This is a genomic window from Variovorax sp. 10N420 (genome assembly GCF_056394705.1).
The window spans coordinates 276,446-291,261 of the sequence record NZ_JBFTIJ010000004.1 but is presented as its reverse complement, the minus strand read 5'-3'; the positions used below and the strand labels follow the sequence as shown (position 1 = coordinate 291,261).

At 62.8% G+C, this 14,816-nt stretch carries 12 protein-coding genes; all 12 read right to left on the bottom strand.

Annotation, left to right across the window (positions count from 1 at the left end; genetic code table 11):
• Positions 1–18 precede the first annotated feature (18 nt).
• The gene (gene aspS / locus AC1DEK_RS12500; protein WP_478125547.1) at positions 19–1,824 is read right to left on the bottom strand and encodes an aspartate--tRNA ligase; all 1,806 of its coding nucleotides are present in this window, start codon (positions 1,822–1,824) and stop codon (positions 19–21) included.
• Positions 1,825–1,852: 28 nt separating this feature from the next.
• Positions 1,853–2,473 carry a DUF502 domain-containing protein gene (locus AC1DEK_RS12495; RefSeq protein ID WP_478125546.1) on the bottom strand — a complete coding sequence of 207 codons (621 nt, stop codon included), beginning with the start codon at positions 2,471–2,473 and terminating at the stop codon, positions 1,853–1,855.
• 10 nt (positions 2,474–2,483) lie between these two features.
• Entirely contained in the window at positions 2,484–2,852 is a 369-nt protein-coding gene (locus AC1DEK_RS12490; protein ID WP_478125545.1) for an FmdB family zinc ribbon protein, read from the bottom strand.
• Between the two features lie 83 nt (positions 2,853–2,935).
• On the bottom strand, positions 2,936–4,384 hold the full coding sequence (locus AC1DEK_RS12485; RefSeq protein WP_478125544.1) for a high affinity choline transporter 1: 1,449 nt from the start codon (positions 4,382–4,384) through the stop codon (positions 2,936–2,938).
• A 15-nt stretch (positions 4,385–4,399) separates the two neighbouring features.
• Positions 4,400–5,965, bottom strand: a complete 1,566-nt coding sequence (gene ubiB, locus AC1DEK_RS12480) for a ubiquinone biosynthesis regulatory protein kinase UbiB (RefSeq protein ID WP_478125543.1) — start codon at positions 5,963–5,965, stop codon at positions 4,400–4,402.
• A complete protein-coding gene (locus tag AC1DEK_RS12475) occupies positions 5,962–6,516 on the bottom strand; it encodes a ubiquinone biosynthesis accessory factor UbiJ (RefSeq protein WP_478125542.1) in 555 nt (184 codons plus the stop codon). Before AC1DEK_RS12475 ends, ubiB begins: the two co-directional genes overlap by 4 nt.
• 144 nt (positions 6,517–6,660) lie before the next feature.
• Complete coding sequence (locus tag AC1DEK_RS12470; protein WP_478125541.1) at positions 6,661–7,704, bottom strand: Tim44 domain-containing protein; 1,044 nt, start codon at positions 7,702–7,704, stop codon at positions 6,661–6,663.
• Positions 7,705–7,728: 24 nt separating this feature from the next.
• Positions 7,729–8,460 (bottom strand): bifunctional demethylmenaquinone methyltransferase/2-methoxy-6-polyprenyl-1,4-benzoquinol methylase UbiE, encoded by a 732-nt coding sequence (gene ubiE, locus AC1DEK_RS12465; protein ID WP_478125540.1) that lies wholly within the window; start codon positions 8,458–8,460, stop codon positions 7,729–7,731.
• A gap of 115 nt (positions 8,461–8,575) precedes the next feature.
• Positions 8,576–8,989 (bottom strand): gamma-butyrobetaine hydroxylase family protein, encoded by a 414-nt coding sequence (locus AC1DEK_RS12460; protein WP_478125539.1) that lies wholly within the window; start codon positions 8,987–8,989, stop codon positions 8,576–8,578.
• The gene (locus AC1DEK_RS12455; protein ID WP_478125839.1) at positions 8,989–9,426 is read right to left on the bottom strand and encodes an HIT family protein; all 438 of its coding nucleotides are present in this window, start codon (positions 9,424–9,426) and stop codon (positions 8,989–8,991) included. The genes AC1DEK_RS12460 and AC1DEK_RS12455 overlap by 1 nt, the downstream gene beginning before the upstream one ends.
• Before the next feature lie 5 nt (positions 9,427–9,431).
• A complete protein-coding gene (locus AC1DEK_RS12450; protein WP_478125538.1) occupies positions 9,432–13,319 on the bottom strand; it encodes a DUF3683 domain-containing protein in 3,888 nt (1,295 codons plus the stop codon).
• A gap of 85 nt (positions 13,320–13,404) precedes the next feature.
• Positions 13,405–14,634 carry a phosphoglycerate dehydrogenase gene (gene serA / locus AC1DEK_RS12445; protein ID WP_478125537.1) on the bottom strand — a complete coding sequence of 410 codons (1,230 nt, stop codon included), beginning with the start codon at positions 14,632–14,634 and terminating at the stop codon, positions 13,405–13,407.
• Between the last annotated feature and the right edge of the window lie 182 nt (positions 14,635–14,816).

Genomic DNA, 14,816 nt, shown 5'->3' with positions numbered 1-14,816 from the left:
CCTCCGTCGTCGGCCCGCTCAGGCCGCAGGCTGGGTGTTGCGCAGCCTGATGTGCAACTCGCGAAGCTGCTTTTCGTCCACCGGGCTCGGCGCCTGCGTGAGCAAGTCCTGCGCGCGCTGGGTCTTGGGGAACGCGATGACGTCGCGGATCGACTCGGCGCCGCTCAACAGCATGACGAGGCGGTCCAGCCCGATCGCGATCCCGCCATGAGGAGGCGCACCGTACTGGAGCGCATCCAGCAGGAATCCGAACTTGTTCTGCGCGTCTTCGGCGCTGATCTTCAGCGCCCGGAACACCTTGCTCTGGACTTCCTCGCGATGGATACGCACCGAACCACCGCCCATCTCGATACCGTTGAGCACCATGTCGTAGGCTTTGGCAATGCACTTCTCGGGCGCCGTGTCCATGAGGTCCTCATGACCGTCCTTCGGAGCCGTGAACGGATGGTGCACGGCCGACCAGCGCTGGCCTTCCTCATCGAATTCGAACATCGGAAAGTCGACCACCCAGAGCGGCGCCCAGCGATCATCGAAGAGACCGTTTTTCTTGCCGAAAGCGCTGTGGCCGATCTTGACCCGCAATGCGCCGATGGAGTCGTTGACGACCTTGGCCTTGTCGGCACCGAAGAAAAGGATATCGCCGCTGCGAGCACCCGTGCGGGCAACGATCTCCGTCAAGGAAGCGTCGTCGAGGTTTTTTACGATCGGGCTCTGCAGGCCCTCGCGGCCTTGCCCTGCATCGTTGACCTTGATGTAGGCCAAGCCCTTGGCACCGTAGATCTTGACGAACTCGGTATACGCGTCGATGTCGCCGCGCGAAAGACCGCCCTCGCCGCCGCCGCCCGGAACGCGCAGCGCCACCACGCGTCCGCCGACCATGCTGGCCGCCTGCGAAAAGACTTTGAAGTCGACATTGCGCATCACGTCGGTGAGTTCGGTGAACTCGAGCTTGACGCGAAGGTCGGGCTTGTCGGAGCCGTACTTGAACATGGCGTCGCCATAGCTCATGACCGGGAATGGTGGGAGTTCGACCTCGGCCGCGGCACGGAACACCTTGCGGATCATGCCCTCGAACATCTCGCGGATTTCTTCCTCGGCCATGAACGAGGTCTCGATGTCGATCTGCGTGAATTCGGGCTGGCGATCGGCGCGAAGATCTTCGTCGCGGAAGCACTTGACGATCTGGTAGTAGCGGTCGTAGCCCGCAACCATCAGCAATTGCTTGAAGAGTTGGGGCGATTGCGGCAAGGCGAAGAAGCTGCCGTCATGCACCCGGCTTGGAACGAGGTAGTCGCGCGCGCCTTCCGGCGTGGACTTGCCCAGCATGGGCGTTTCGATGTCGATGAAGCCATTGGCGTCGAGGAACTTGCGCGCCTCCATGGTCACTTTGTAACGCAGCATCATGTTGCGCTGCATCACCGGGCGACGCAAATCCAGCACCCGGTGCGTAAGGCGCGTCGTCTCGGAAAGGTTGTCATCGTCCAGCAGGAACGGCGGCGTCACGGAAGGATTCAGCACCTTCAGGTCTTGGCACAGCACCTCGATCTTGCCGCTCTTGAGGTTGTCGTTGGTGGTGCCCGCAGGGCGAGCGCGCACCAAGCCGGTGATCTGCAGGCAGAACTCGTTGCGCGAACCTTCGGCGGCCGCGAAGGTGGCGGCGCGGTCCGGGTCGCAGACCACTTGAACATAACCCTCGCGGTCGCGCAAATCGATGAAGATCACGCCACCGTGGTCACGCCGGCGATTGACCCAGCCGCAAAGGGTGACGGTTTGGCCCAGCAGGGCTTCGGTCACGAGACCGCAATAGGTTGTACGCATGGCCATAGATGATTCCCGGCGCCGGTGGCGCGTTTTATTTGATCGCAATCGCCGCGGGGCCGCCAGGAACGACAACCCCCATCGACACGATGTACTTGAGCGCGTCGTCCACGCTCATCCTGAGTTCGATGCAGTCGCTGCGCTTGAGCATCACGAAATAGCCGCCCGTCGGGTTGGGCGTCGTTGGCACGTACACGCCCAGGTAGTCACCGCCGCCGAGATGGCCGACGACTTCCTGTCCGGGAGTGCCTGTGACGAACGCGATCGTCCACACGTCCGGACGTGGCCATTGGATGAGGACGGCGGTGCGAAACGCATTGCCGTTTTCAGAAAACAACGTGTCCGAAACCTGCTTGACGCTGGAATAGATCGACCGCACCACAGGGATTCGGCGGACCACCGCATCGCCCCAGCCGAGCAGCCGCTTGCCGACGAAATTGCTCGCGATCGCGCCAACGGACAAGAGGATGCCGAGCGTGAGCAGAACGCCCAGGCCGCGGACCTTGTGGTCGTTGAGATACTTTTGCCAATCTTCAGGCAGCAGCCACAGCGTCTGGTCGAGCGTGCCGATGATCCAGTTCAGCACGCCGAGCGTGATGGCCAGCGGAACGATGACCAACAAGCCGGACAACAACCATTTGCGCAGCGCGAGCATCGGGTGGCAGTCAGTCTGCTTTGGGTGCGGGTGAAGCCGCGGGCGTTGGGGTGGCGGCGGGCGAAGGAGCGGTTGCCGCTGCCGGCGCATCGGCCGGCTTCGCGCTGGCATCGGCGAGTGAACCGGCGTCAGCGCCCTTTTCGGCACCCTTCTCGCTGCTCTTGTCAGAGGCTTTGTCGCCCCCCGCCTTCTTGCCGCCATCGCGGAAGTCGGTCACATACCAGCCCGAGCCCTTGAGCTGGAAGCCAGCGGCAGTCAGTTGCTTGCTGAACGCGCTCGCACCGCAAGCCGGACACTCCGAGAGAGGCGCATCGGACATTTTCTGCAGCACGTCCTTGGCAAAGCCGCAGGCGCTGCACTTGTAGGCGTAGATAGGCATGGATAGAGACGAAAAGAGCGACCGGCGGCCGCTCGCAAAGCCCACGATTATAGGGGCCGCCCTCCCCCCGGACCGCGCGCGTATCAGGCGGGTCCGGTGGCAAGCGGGCGGTGGGGCGTCCGGCTATTGGACACCCACTGCGGCGCCAGCGAGCCCACGACCATGCCGCCGAAAGAAGCAAGCAGGCCCGCCAACTGGGCCGGGAATTCCTGGCCCCATGGCATGGCCAGGAACACCAGCCAGACGCCAATCCCCAGCACTACTGAAGCCACGGCCCCTTGAGTGGTCGCGCGCTGCCAGTAGAGGCCGCACACCAGCGGAACGAAGGCCCCGACCAGCGGCACCTGGTAGGCGCCCGAGACCAGTTCATAGATGGGCGTTCCCTGCATGCGGATTGCATAGAGCAACACGGCCGCGCTGAATATCAGCACGGTGATCCGCATCGTCATGAGGTTGGATCGATCGCTGCCGGCGGGCCGGAACTGACGCCAGATGTTTTCGGTGAACGTCACGCTCGGCGCGAGCAGCGTCGCCGAAGCAGTGGACTTGATGGCCGAGAGCAAGGCGCCGAAGAACAGCACCTGCATCACGAAAGGCATTTTCTCGAGCACAAGCGTCGGCAGCACCTTCTGTGGGTCTTGCTTCAAAAGCGTGGCGGTCTCCTCCGGCATGATGAGGAGAGCGCTTGCCACGAGGAACATCGGGACAAATGCAAAAAGGATGTACGCCACGCCGCCGATCACAGGCCCGCGTGTTGCGGACTTGACGCTGTTGGCCGACATGACGCGCTGGAACACGTCCTGCTGCGGGATCGAGCCCAGCATCATGGTGACGGCCGCGGCAAAGAAGAAGATCATGTCCTTCAGATTCGGTTCGGGCCAGAACTTGAAGAGGTCCTTGCTGACTGCAAACTCGACCACCTTGTCTGCGCCCCCGGCCATGTGGCCCGCGAACATCGCGATCACCGCAAGCCCCAGGACCAGGATGATCATCTGGATGAAGTCTGTCACCGCGACCGACCACATGCCGCCGAAGAGCGTATAGGCCAGGATCGAAACCACACCGATCACCATGCCGAGCGCAACAGGGATCGCGCCGGCGGACAGCACGTTGAACACCAGCCCCAACGCCGTGACCTGCGCGGACACCCACCCCAGGTAGCTCAGCATGATGATCAGCGAACAGGCAACCTCGACGACGCGGCCATAGCGTTCGCGGTAGTAGTCGCTGATGGTGAGCAGCGTCATGCGGTAGAGCTTGCCGGCGAAGAAGAGCCCGACAAGGATGAGGCAAGTACCGGCGCCGAACGGGTCTTCGATTACGCCGTTCAATCCACCCTCGATGAACTTCGCAGGGATGCCAAGCACGGTCTCCGAGCCGAACCAGGTCGCAAAGGTCGTGGTCACGATCATGTAGAGCGGCAGATGCCGCCCTGCAATCGCGAAGTCAGTGGTGTTCTTGACGCGCTTGGCTGCATAGAGCCCGATCGCGATCGTGATCAACAGATAGACGATGACCAAGGTCAACAGCACGGCACATTTCTCCCGTCAGAAAAGACGCACGCGCACCAGCACCTGCATCGCGATCAAACCCAATACAAAACCTATGCCGCCATAGATGATGGCCTGCAGCAACCGATTGGTGCGCTTCTGGGCGGCCAGCAGTTCCAGCAGTTCGCGGCGGTGGTCTGGGGGGCGATTTTCCAGGAAATCGTGCATCAACCGAGGCAACTGGGGCAGTAATTTAGCGTACCGCGGGGCCTCGGCGCGCAACTGCTCGAAGAGCTTGCGAGGGCCGATCTGCTCGCTCATCCATTTCTCGAGGAATGGCTTGGCTGTGTTCCAGAGATCGAGTTCGGGGTCGAGCTGCCGGCCCAAGCCTTCGATGTTGAGCAGCGTTTTTTGCAGCAGAACGAGCTGGGGCTGGATTTCGACGTGGAAGCGGCGCGAGGTCTGAAAGAGGCGCATCAGCACCATGCCAAGGGAGATTTCCTTGAGCGGCCGGTCGAAGTAAGGCTCGCACACCGTGCGAATGGCCGCTTCGAGCTCGTCGATGCGCGTGCCCACGGGAACCCAGCCGCTTTCCAGATGGAGTTCAGCGACACGCTTGTAGTCGCGGCGGAAAAACGCAACGAAGTTCTGTGCAAGGTATTCCTTGTCGGACTCCGTCAGCGTTCCGATGATGCCGAAGTCGAGCGATATGTAGCGCCCGAAGGTCGCCGGCTCCAGGCTCACCTGAATGTTGCCCGGGTGCATGTCGGCGTGGAAGAAGCCGTCGCGAAAGACCTGTGTGAAGAAGATCGTCACACCGTCGCGGGCCAGCTTGGGGATATCGACTCCGGCGACGCGCAAGCGGTCGAGCTGCGCAATCGGAACACCCTTCATGCGTTCCATCACGATCACTTCGGGATGGCAGAAATCCCAGAACATCTCCGGGATCAGCACCAGTTTCAGCTTCTCCATGTTGCGGCGCAGTTGGGCCGCATTGGCCGCTTCGCGCACAAGATCGAGCTCGTCGTGCAGGTACTTGTCGAACTCCGCGACCACCTCGCGAGGCTTCAGGCGTTTTCCGTCCGCGGAGAGTCCCTCGACCCAACCGGCCATCATGGCCATCAGCGCGAGGTCCTTTTCGATGACGTCGCGCATGCCGGGGCGCAGCACCTTCACGGCCGCTTCGCGCACGTCTCCGTTGGTGGCACGAACGGTCGCGAAGTGCACCTGGGCAATGGACGCGCTCGCCACTGGTGTCTCGTCGAACTCCACGAAGATGTCGCCCACAGGTCGGCGGAACGCGCGCTCGATCGTTGCAATGGCCACCTTCGACGGAAACGGCGGTACTCGATCCTGAAGCCACGCAAGCTCGTCCGCAATGTCGGGAGGCAGCAGGTCGCGCCGCGTCGAAAGGACCTGGCCGAACTTGACGAAGATCGGCCCCAGCCGTTCCAACGCCTCGCGCAGGCGCTGGCCGCGCGGCGCTTCGAGGTTCCGGCCGACCGACATAACCCGGGCTACCACGCGAAGCCAGGGCTTCTGGAAGCTCGTCAGGACAAGTTCGTCCAGGCCGTAGCGAAGTGCGACCCAGACGATAAAGATGCCGCGATAAAAACGCCTCATTCGGCGCCTGCGGGGCCGCCGGCCTTGCCGGAGCGTTCGCCGACAAAGCGCCGCAAGCCTTCAACCACGCGACGAGCGCTGGACGCTATCGTGTGCGCCGGCACGTCGCCGATGACGCGCGCAAGATCGTCCTCCACGTCCCAGCGCACATGATCAACCAGCCAATTGACCTCAGCGGCCAACTGCACGTCGCCCTCGATGCGAACGGCGGGCTTCTCGCCGCGGAAAGCAGCCTGGGCAAGGCCGAAAGGAGACTCTTCCGTCATGGTCAGCGTGAGTTCGGGCGCGGCTTCTTCGGGCGCAAGGTCGAGCAGACCGGCCGGGGTGACAACGAACTTCATCGTCACGAAGCGCCACTCGAAAAGCGCCACGCGCCCCCGCTGACGCGTCAGCCGCTGCTGGGCTTCGGGCTCCTGCTGCAGGACGTGGTTCAGGAACAGCACCGTTCGGTGCTGGATCTCATGGACCGCCCAAGCGGGCGGTTGCAACCGCTCGCCCACGCGATTGAAAAGATCCTCGACAAATGAAAATGGGGACGATGGTGTAACCATGTCGGTATTATCGGCTCGCCCCCAGGCTTGCTCACTTCGTGTAGCCGCCCACCCCCTACCGGGGGCAACACCAGCAGCCCGGCTAAGCCGGTTCCGCGGTGTTCTGTTGCTCGCCCCGTGTTTCGCGAACGGGCCTGCCCGAGGCTACTGCAATGCCTGGACGCCAGCGACCAGCCAGCCGCTTGTGCCGCTCGTTGGCTTGGTCATGTTCCAGACTTCGCGGAAGGGGCTCGGGCCGGAGGACATGTCTTCGCGGATCATTCCGGAGAACTCGACGCTGGCCAGGTAGGCGTCGGGCAGTTCCTCGATGCCCAGCAGCTTGGCATCGAGCATCACGACTTCGGTCTTGTTCGGCTGCCCGCCCGTATGCGCTTCGCGTTCGGCCAATTGCTGGCGGATTTCGCCCACCATGCCGTCGGTCATCATCGAGCGCAGCATGGTAATGTCGGCACGGTCCCATGCGTCCTGCAGCGTCACGAAATTGCGCTTGGCAGCGTTGAGGAAACCGTCAGCATCGAAGCCTGCGGGAACACCCCAGGTCTGCGAGCCGGCGAGAGCGGAGCCGATCATGCTGCCGCCTGCCGCCGCAGCGCCAGCCATCGACGACCCGCCGCTGCGCTCTGCCGAGTGATCGAGCTGTGCCGGAGAAGCGTCGAAGGCCGCCTGGTTGCGCTCCCAAGGACGCGCAGAAGCATCGTTGCCCACGTTGTTGGGGCTGTACTGCGCCGGTGCGGTCGCATCGGCCGGACTGCCTGCGCCCTGGAAAGCGAAGCCGCCGGTGCGCGATGCGGGCGCCGTGCGCGAACGCGCGGAAAAGATGCGCCACACAACCACGGCAGCCAGCACAAGAAGACCGATCAGCAGGATGTTGCCGAACGCGGCGCCGAGCCCCAACGAATGCGCAAGCCAAGCGAGGCCCAGCCCTGCAGCCAGTCCGCCGAGCATGCCCGCCCAGGGACGCTTGGGTGCAGCGGCAGGTGCCGCGGCTGCGGGCTTGGCCGCGGCGTTGTTCGCGCTCTGTGCCGGCGCGCCCGGTGTGACCGGCGCTGCCGGCGGTGTCGCCTGGCGCTGGGTGACGTTGTTCGACTGTCTGCCGAACGACTTTCCGCCGCCCATGCGTGCCGCGTCGGCATCGATGCTCACGATGGCCAGTGCGCACACGAACATGACGGACCAAAATTTCTTCATAACGTCTCCTCTAGGCAAACAGCTTCAACACTTGATTCCAACATGCAGGGCCACAACACCACCAGTCATGTTGTGATAGTCCACATGCCCGAAACCGCCCTCCTTCATGAGGGTCTTGAGTTCGTCCTGGCCGGGATGCATGCGGATGGACTCGGCCAGATAGCGATAGCTGGCGTCATCACCGGCGACAACCTTGCCAAGCCGGGGCAGCACGCTGAACGAATACCAGTCGTAGGCCTTCTGCAGCGGCTTCGCGACCTTGGAGAATTCAAGCACCAGCAACTTGCCGCGAGGCTTCAGCACGCGGTTCATTTCCTTGATGGCGAGGTCCTTGTGCGTCATGTTGCGCAAGCCGAAGGCCACGGTCACCACATCGAAATGGTCGTCTGCAAAGGGCAGCTTCTCGGCATCGCAAACCATCGTCGGCAACGCGACGCCCGCATCGAGCAGCCGATCGCGTCCGGTGCGCAGCATGGCTTCGTTGATGTCGGTGTGGACCACTTCGCCGGTGACGCCAACCTTCTTGGCGAAGGCGAGTGCGAGGTCTCCGGTACCGCCTGCGATGTCGAGCACCTTGGAGCCCTCGCCCACGTTCGCGACCATGATCGTGTAGGCCTTCCAGGCTCGATGAAGCCCCATGGACATGAGGTCGTTCATGAGGTCGTAGCGCGAGGCGACAGAGTCGAACACACCGCGCACGCGGCGTGCCTTGTCGCTCTCGTCGATCGATTCGAATCCGAAATGGGTGGTGCTCATTGAAAACCTTCGTGCTGCGCACTTCGTGCGAGCTCATGCACGCGATGTTAAGACGGAAGCGTTAGTACCGAGGCGACGACCCCGCAGGGCCACCGGGCATTCGTCACTGAATGACTCAATGGCTGCCGCAGGCGTGGCCGCCCTTGTCGGGCATGGGCGCATCGCGATCGACACCCGCCGCTGCCAAGCGACGCTCGTACTCGGCCCACCTCTCTTGCTGGCGTGCACCGAGTTCGTACAGCAGGTCCCAGGTGAAGATGCCGGTGCTGTGGCCGTCGCTGAACGTCGGCTGTACCGCGTAGTTGCCGACCGGCTGCAGATCCAGCAGGTCGACGTTGCGCTTGCCGGTCTGGAGGATCTCCTGGCCCGGACCGTGGCCTTGCACTTCGGCCGACGGCGAATAGATCCGCATCAGCTCAAACGGGATCTTGAAGAGCTTGCCGTCGGAGAAGCCGATTTCCAGCACGTGCGACCGGTTGTGCACGGTGATCGATTCCGGTGTGGGTGCGCCTGCCTGCAAACCTGCCATCAGAAACTCCTTTTTGAGAGACGCTCGATCATGTCGCGCTCGGCTGCCGGCAAGCGAGCCTTGACGTCGGCCTCTTGGTGCAAGTCGCGCGCTCTTTGTGCCTGTGCCCACATCGGCGCTGGAAAGCGGCTGTCCCAGTCGAAACGCGCGATCACATGCCAATGAAGGTGCGGCACCATGTTGCCGAGCGCCGCGAGATTGATCTTGGCCGGTGCCAGTGCGCTGCGCAGGCTTTGCTCGACGATGGCAACGGCCTCCATGCAGTGCGCGCGATCGGCAGCCGACAGATCGGACCATTCAGCCACATGATCCTTCCACACGACACGATAGAAAGCCGGAAAGCCCTCTTCGATCGCATGGATCACCCGAAATAGCGGTGCATCGAAGACCAGCCGTCCGCCGGTCTCGTCACACAGGGGGCAGCCCTGGACCCGGATCGCCGTCACACCAGCACGCGCTCGATGCCGCCCTGGTTGGCCGCGGCCACGTAGTCGGGCATCCAGTGTTCGCCCAGGATCTTGTTCGCCATCTCGACCACGATGTAGTCGGCTTCGAGCAAGCCGTTGTTCAGGTCATTGCCGTAGCGGCTCAGGCCCTGGAGGCAGCTCGGGCAACTCGTCAGGATCTTGACGTTGCCTTGCGGCGCGACCTTGCCCGAGTCGCGCAACTCGGCCTCACCCTTCTTGAGCTCTTCTTCCTTGCGGAAACGGATTTGCGTCGAGATGTCCGGCCGCGATACGCCCAGCGTGCCGGACTCGCCACAGCAGCGGTCGTTCTTGAGCACGTTGTTGCCGACGAGTGCCTTCACGGTCTTCATCGGATCCTGCAGCTTCATCGGCGTATGGCAGGGGTCGTGATAGAGATAGCCGCCCCCGCCAGCGTCGCCCAGAGTGATGCCCTTTTCAAGCAAGTACTCATGGATGTCGACGATGCGGCACCCCGGGAAGATCTTGTCGAACTGGTAGCCCTGCAACTGGTCATAGCAGGTGCCGCAACTCACCACTACGGTTTTGATATCGAGGTAGTTCAGCGTGTTGGCGACACGGTGAAAGAGAACGCGGTTGTCCGTGATCATCTTCTCGGCCTTGTCGAACTGGCCGCTGCCGCGCTGCGGATAGCCACAGCAGAGATAGCCTGGCGGCAGAACCGTCTGCACGCCCGCATGCCACAGCATCGCTTGCGTCGCCAGCCCCACCTGCGAGAAGAGCCGCTCGGATCCGCAACCCGGAAAGTAGAACACCGCCTCGGTTTCCGGCGTGGTCGCACTCGGGTTGCGAATGATCGGGACGTACTCGGCATCTTCGATGTCGAGCAAGGCACGCGCCGTCTTCTTGGGCAATCCACCCGGCATCTTCTTGTTGATGAAATGGATCACCTGCTCCTTGGCCGGTGCCGCTCCCAGCGAGGCGGGCGGTGCGGCCGTCTGCTTCTTCGCCAGCCCGCGCAGCAGGTCGTTGGCCAGGCGTTGCACCTTGAAGCCGATGTCGACCATGCCCGTGCGCATCATCTTGATGGTCTGCGGATTGGTCGCGTTGAGGAAGAACATCGCCGCCGCATTGCCGGGCCGGAACGACTTCTGGCCCATCTTGCGCAAGAGATTGCGCATGTTCATCGACACGTCGCCGAAGTCGATCTTCACCGGACAAGGCGTGAGGCACTTATGGCAGACCGTGCAATGGTCGGCCACGTCCTCGAACTCTTCCCAATGCTTGATGCTCACGCCGCGTCGGGTTTGCTCCTCGTACAGGAAAGCTTCGACCAGCAGTGATGTGGCGAGGATCTTGTTGCGCGGCGAATACAGCAGGTTGGCGCGCGGTACGTGCGTCGCGCACACCGGCTTGCACTTGCCGCAGCGGAGGCAATCCTTGACGCTGTCGGCGATGGCGCCAATGTCGCTCTGCTGCATGATGATCGACTCATGCCCCATGAGACCGAAGCTCGGCGTATAGGCATTGGTCAAATCGGCCGGCAATGAGCGACCGCCTTGCGCGAAGTTCGCGTTGTCGCGCAGCAGCTTGCCCTTGTTGAAGCGGCCTTCGGGATCGACCCTGCGCTTGTAGTCGGCAAAAGGCTGAAGCTCGTCTTCGCTCAGGAATTCAAGCTTGGTGATGCCGATTCCATGCTCGCCCGAGATCACGCCGTCGAGGCTGCGCGCCAGCACCATGATCCGCGCGACCGCCTGGTGCGCCGTCTGCAGCATCTCGTAGTTGTCGCTGTTGACGGGGATGTTGGTGTGCACATTGCCGTCGCCCGCGTGCATGTGAAGCGCAACCCAGACGCGCCCCTTGAGCACGCGCTTGTGGATCGCACTGCACTCCGCGAGGATCGGCGCGAACTCGCCGCCGGCGAAGATATCTGCGAGCGGCGCACGCAATTGCGTCTTCCAACTCGCGCGCAGCGAGTGGTCCTGCAATTGGGGGAAGAGCGGTTCGACGTCGTCGAGCCACTGCTGCCAAAGCGCCCGGACTTCGCGCACGAGCGCCAGTGCCTGGGCCACCCGGTCTTCGAGCATCTCGGCCGAGGGGATGTCATTGGCGTCGTCGCTCTTACCCAACGGAAGATTGCCGCGCGCCAGAAAGGCTTCGAGCTCGTCGGCCAGCGAAATCTTGTTTCGCAGCGACAACTCGATGTTGATGCGTTCGATGCCATCGGTGTATTCGGCCATCCGCGGCAGCGGGATCACGACGTCTTCGTTGATCTTGAAGGCGTTGGTGTGACGGCTGATTGCGGCGGTGCGCTTGCGGTCGAGCCAGAACTTCTTGCGGGCCTCCGGGCTGATGGCAATGAAGCCTTCGCCGCTGCGCGAATTGGCGATGCGCACCACTTCGGACGTCACGCGTGCCACCGCATCGGCGTCGTCGCCGGCGATGTCGCCAAACAGCACCATCTTCGGCAGTCCGCCGTGGCGCTTCGATTTGGTGGCATAGCCCACTGCCTTCAGATAGCGGTCGTCCAGATGCTCCAGGCCCGCCAACAGCACGCCGGAGCGCTTCTGTTCCGCGAACATGAAGTCCTTGATCTCGACGATGCTGGGCACCGCGTCCTTGGCGTTGCCAAAGAACTCGAGGCATACCGTCCGGGTGTGCGCCGGCATGCGATGCACGATCCAGCGGCAGCTGGTGATCAGGCCATCGCAGCCCTCTTTCTGAATGCCCGGCAGACCCGAAAGAAATTTGTCGGTCACGTCCTTGCCGAGGCCTTCCTTGCGGAAGGTCTTGCCGGCGATTTCGAGGCGCTCGGCGCGCAGCGCTGTCTTTCCGTCGGCCGCGAAGTACTGCAGTTCGAAGACTGCGCTTTCGGCATCGTGAATCTTGCCGAGGTTATGGCCGACACGCGTGACTTCGAGCCATTCGGCCTGCGGCGTCACCATGCGCCACGAGGCGAGGTTGTCCAGCGCCGTGCCCCAGAGCACCGCCTTTTTGCCGCCGGCATTCATCGCGACATTGCCGCCGACGCACGACGCTTCGGCAGAAGTGGGGTCGACCGCGAACACGAAGCCCGCGCGCTCGGCCGCATCGGCCACGCGCTGCGTGACGACGCCAGCTTCGGTCCAGATGGTCGGAACCGGCGCATCCAGCCCCGGCAGCGAGGCCATCTCGACCTCGGTCATCGCCTCGAGCTTCTCGGTGTTGATGACGACGCTGTTCCAGGTCAGCGGAATCGCGCCGCCCGTATAGCCGGTGCCGCCTCCGCGAGGAATGATGGTCAGGCCAAGCTCGATGCAGCCCTTGACCAGGGCCGCCATTTCGGCCTCGGTGTCGGGCGTGAGCACGACGAAGGGATATTCGACGCGCCAGTCGGTGGCGTCGGTCACGTGCGAAACGCGAGACAGCCCGTCGAACTTGATGTTGTCCTTGGCAGTGAGCCGGCGAAGCGTGCGCGTCGCCTTGCGCCGCAGCGCGGCGACATCGCGGAACATGGTGTCGAACGCCGAGATCGCCTTGGCGACCAGAGCGGTCAATTCGCCTACCAGCGAGTCGCGCTGTGCATCGGCGTCGGGCGTGCGCCGCTTCTGGACCTCGGCGAGCCGATGATTGAGCGCGTCCACCAGCTGGCCGCGTCGGCGCGGGTTGTCCAGCAGGTCATCGACCAAGTAGGGATTGCGCTGGACGACCCATATGTCGCCGAGCACCTCATAGAGCATACGGGCCGACCGGCCGGTGCGTCGCTCGGATCGAAGGGTTTGCAGCAGTTCCCAACCTCTTTCGCCGAGCAGGCGAATCACGATCTCCCTGTCGGAGAAGCTGGTGTAGTTGTAGGGGATCTCACGCAATCGCGCGGGCTCTGCGGCCTGCGACAACAACGCCGTCAACGCGGTCGGAGCATTCATCGGGGAGTGGCCTCGGTCGGGCGCCGCGCGCCCCATGAACCAGGGGCGTGAATTTTAAGGCAGCCCCGAAGGGCTCGCAGACATGTCAGAAGAGCACCCGGCTCCGGATCGTGCCGGGAACCTTCGCGAGTTTTTCGAGTGCAAGATCGGACGAAGCCGCGTCGATGTCGGTCACCACGTAGCCGACCTTCTCGTTCGTTTGCAGGAACTGCGACGCGATGTTGATGTTGTTCTCGGAAAAAATCCGGTTGATCTCGGACAGCACCCCCGGCACGTTGCGGTGGATGTGCAGCAGGCGATGCTTGCCGAGATGCGCAGGCAGCGCCACCTCGGGAAAATTCACGGACGAAGTGGAAGTGCCGTTGTCGCTGTACTTGACGAGCTTTTCAGCCACTTCGAGGCCGATGTTGGCCTGTGCTTCCATGGTCGACCCGCCGATGTGAGGCGTAAGGATCACGTTGTCGAGGCCACGAAGCGGCGACTGGAACTCGTCCTTGTTGCTTCGCGGCTCGACCGGGAACACATCGATGGCCGCGCCCAGCAGCTTCTTGTCCGTCAGGGCAGCAGCCAGCGCATCGATATGGACCACTGTGCCTCGTGAGGCATTGATCAGGATGGCGCCAGGCTTCATCGCTGCGATTTCGGCGGCGCCGATCATCCATTGGGTGGCCTGCGTTTCCGGCACGTGAAGGCTGACGATGTCGCTTTGCGCGAGCAGGTCCTTCAGTTCACGCACCTGGCGCGCATTGCCGAGGGGCAGCTTTGTCACGACGTCGAAGAAGGCGACGTTCATTCCCAATGCTTCGGCGAGAACCGAAAGTTGAGCGCCGATGGAGCCGTAACCCACGATGCCGAGCGTCTTGCCACGAATCTCGAAAGCGTTCTCAGCCGACTTGAGCCAGCCGCCACGGTGCGCGACGGCGCTTTTCTCGGGCACGCCCCGCAGCAAAAGGATGGCTTCCGCCAGAACCAGTTCGGCAACCGAGCGCGTGTTCGAGAAGGGAGCGTTGAAAACAGCCACGCCGTGTTCGCGCGCCGCATCGAGATCGACTTGATTGGTCCCGATGCAGAAGCAGCCGACCGCGACCAGCTTGTGCGCCTGGGCAAATACTTCGGCCGTCAATTGGGTGCGCGATCGGATGCCGAGAAAGTGCACGTCGGCAACGCGGGCCTTGAGTTCGGCGTCGGGCAATGCGCCGGACACTGTTTCGACATTGGTGTAGCCCGCCGCGTGAAGCACTTCAACCGCCGAAGGATGGATGCCTTCGAGCAGGAGGAACTTGATCTTGCTTTTGTCCAGGGAGGTCTTGCTCATGGGGAAACCGCGAGTCAGTCAGCGCGAGTCGGCGAGTCAGAGAGCGGAGCCGAAAAATGGGAAAACGATCCTAGCATGGTGCGCTGCAACACGCAGGCGTCGGGGTCGCGGCGCACCAAAAGGGTTTCCCCCGTTGAGGCACACTCCCGGCGCACGAAAAATATGTGACCTTGTCGTGTCAT

Bases quoted from the DNA above. Each gene is read 5' to 3' on its own strand.
- ubiE (WP_478125540.1), bottom strand. From the start codon at position 8,460: ATGAGCACCACCCATTTCGGATTCGAATCGATCGACGAGAGCGACAAG.
- AC1DEK_RS12490 (WP_478125545.1), bottom strand. From the start codon at position 2,852: ATGCCTATCTACGCCTACAAGTGCAGCGCCTGCGGCTTTGCCAAGGAC.
- AC1DEK_RS12450 (WP_478125538.1), bottom strand. From the start codon at position 13,319: ATGAATGCTCCGACCGCGTTGACGGCGTTGTTGTCGCAGGCCGCAGAG.
- ubiB (WP_478125543.1), bottom strand. From the start codon at position 5,965: ATGAGGCGTTTTTATCGCGGCATCTTTATCGTCTGGGTCGCACTTCGC.
- serA (WP_478125537.1), bottom strand. From the start codon at position 14,634: ATGAGCAAGACCTCCCTGGACAAAAGCAAGATCAAGTTCCTCCTGCTC.
- aspS (WP_478125547.1), bottom strand. From the start codon at position 1,824: ATGGCCATGCGTACAACCTATTGCGGTCTCGTGACCGAAGCCCTGCTG.
- AC1DEK_RS12470 (WP_478125541.1), bottom strand. From the start codon at position 7,704: ATGAAGAAATTTTGGTCCGTCATGTTCGTGTGCGCACTGGCCATCGTG.
- AC1DEK_RS12475 (WP_478125542.1), bottom strand. From the start codon at position 6,516: ATGGTTACACCATCGTCCCCATTTTCATTTGTCGAGGATCTTTTCAAT.
- AC1DEK_RS12495 (WP_478125546.1), bottom strand. From the start codon at position 2,473: ATGCTCGCGCTGCGCAAATGGTTGTTGTCCGGCTTGTTGGTCATCGTT.
- AC1DEK_RS12460 (WP_478125539.1), bottom strand. From the start codon at position 8,989: ATGGCAGGTTTGCAGGCAGGCGCACCCACACCGGAATCGATCACCGTG.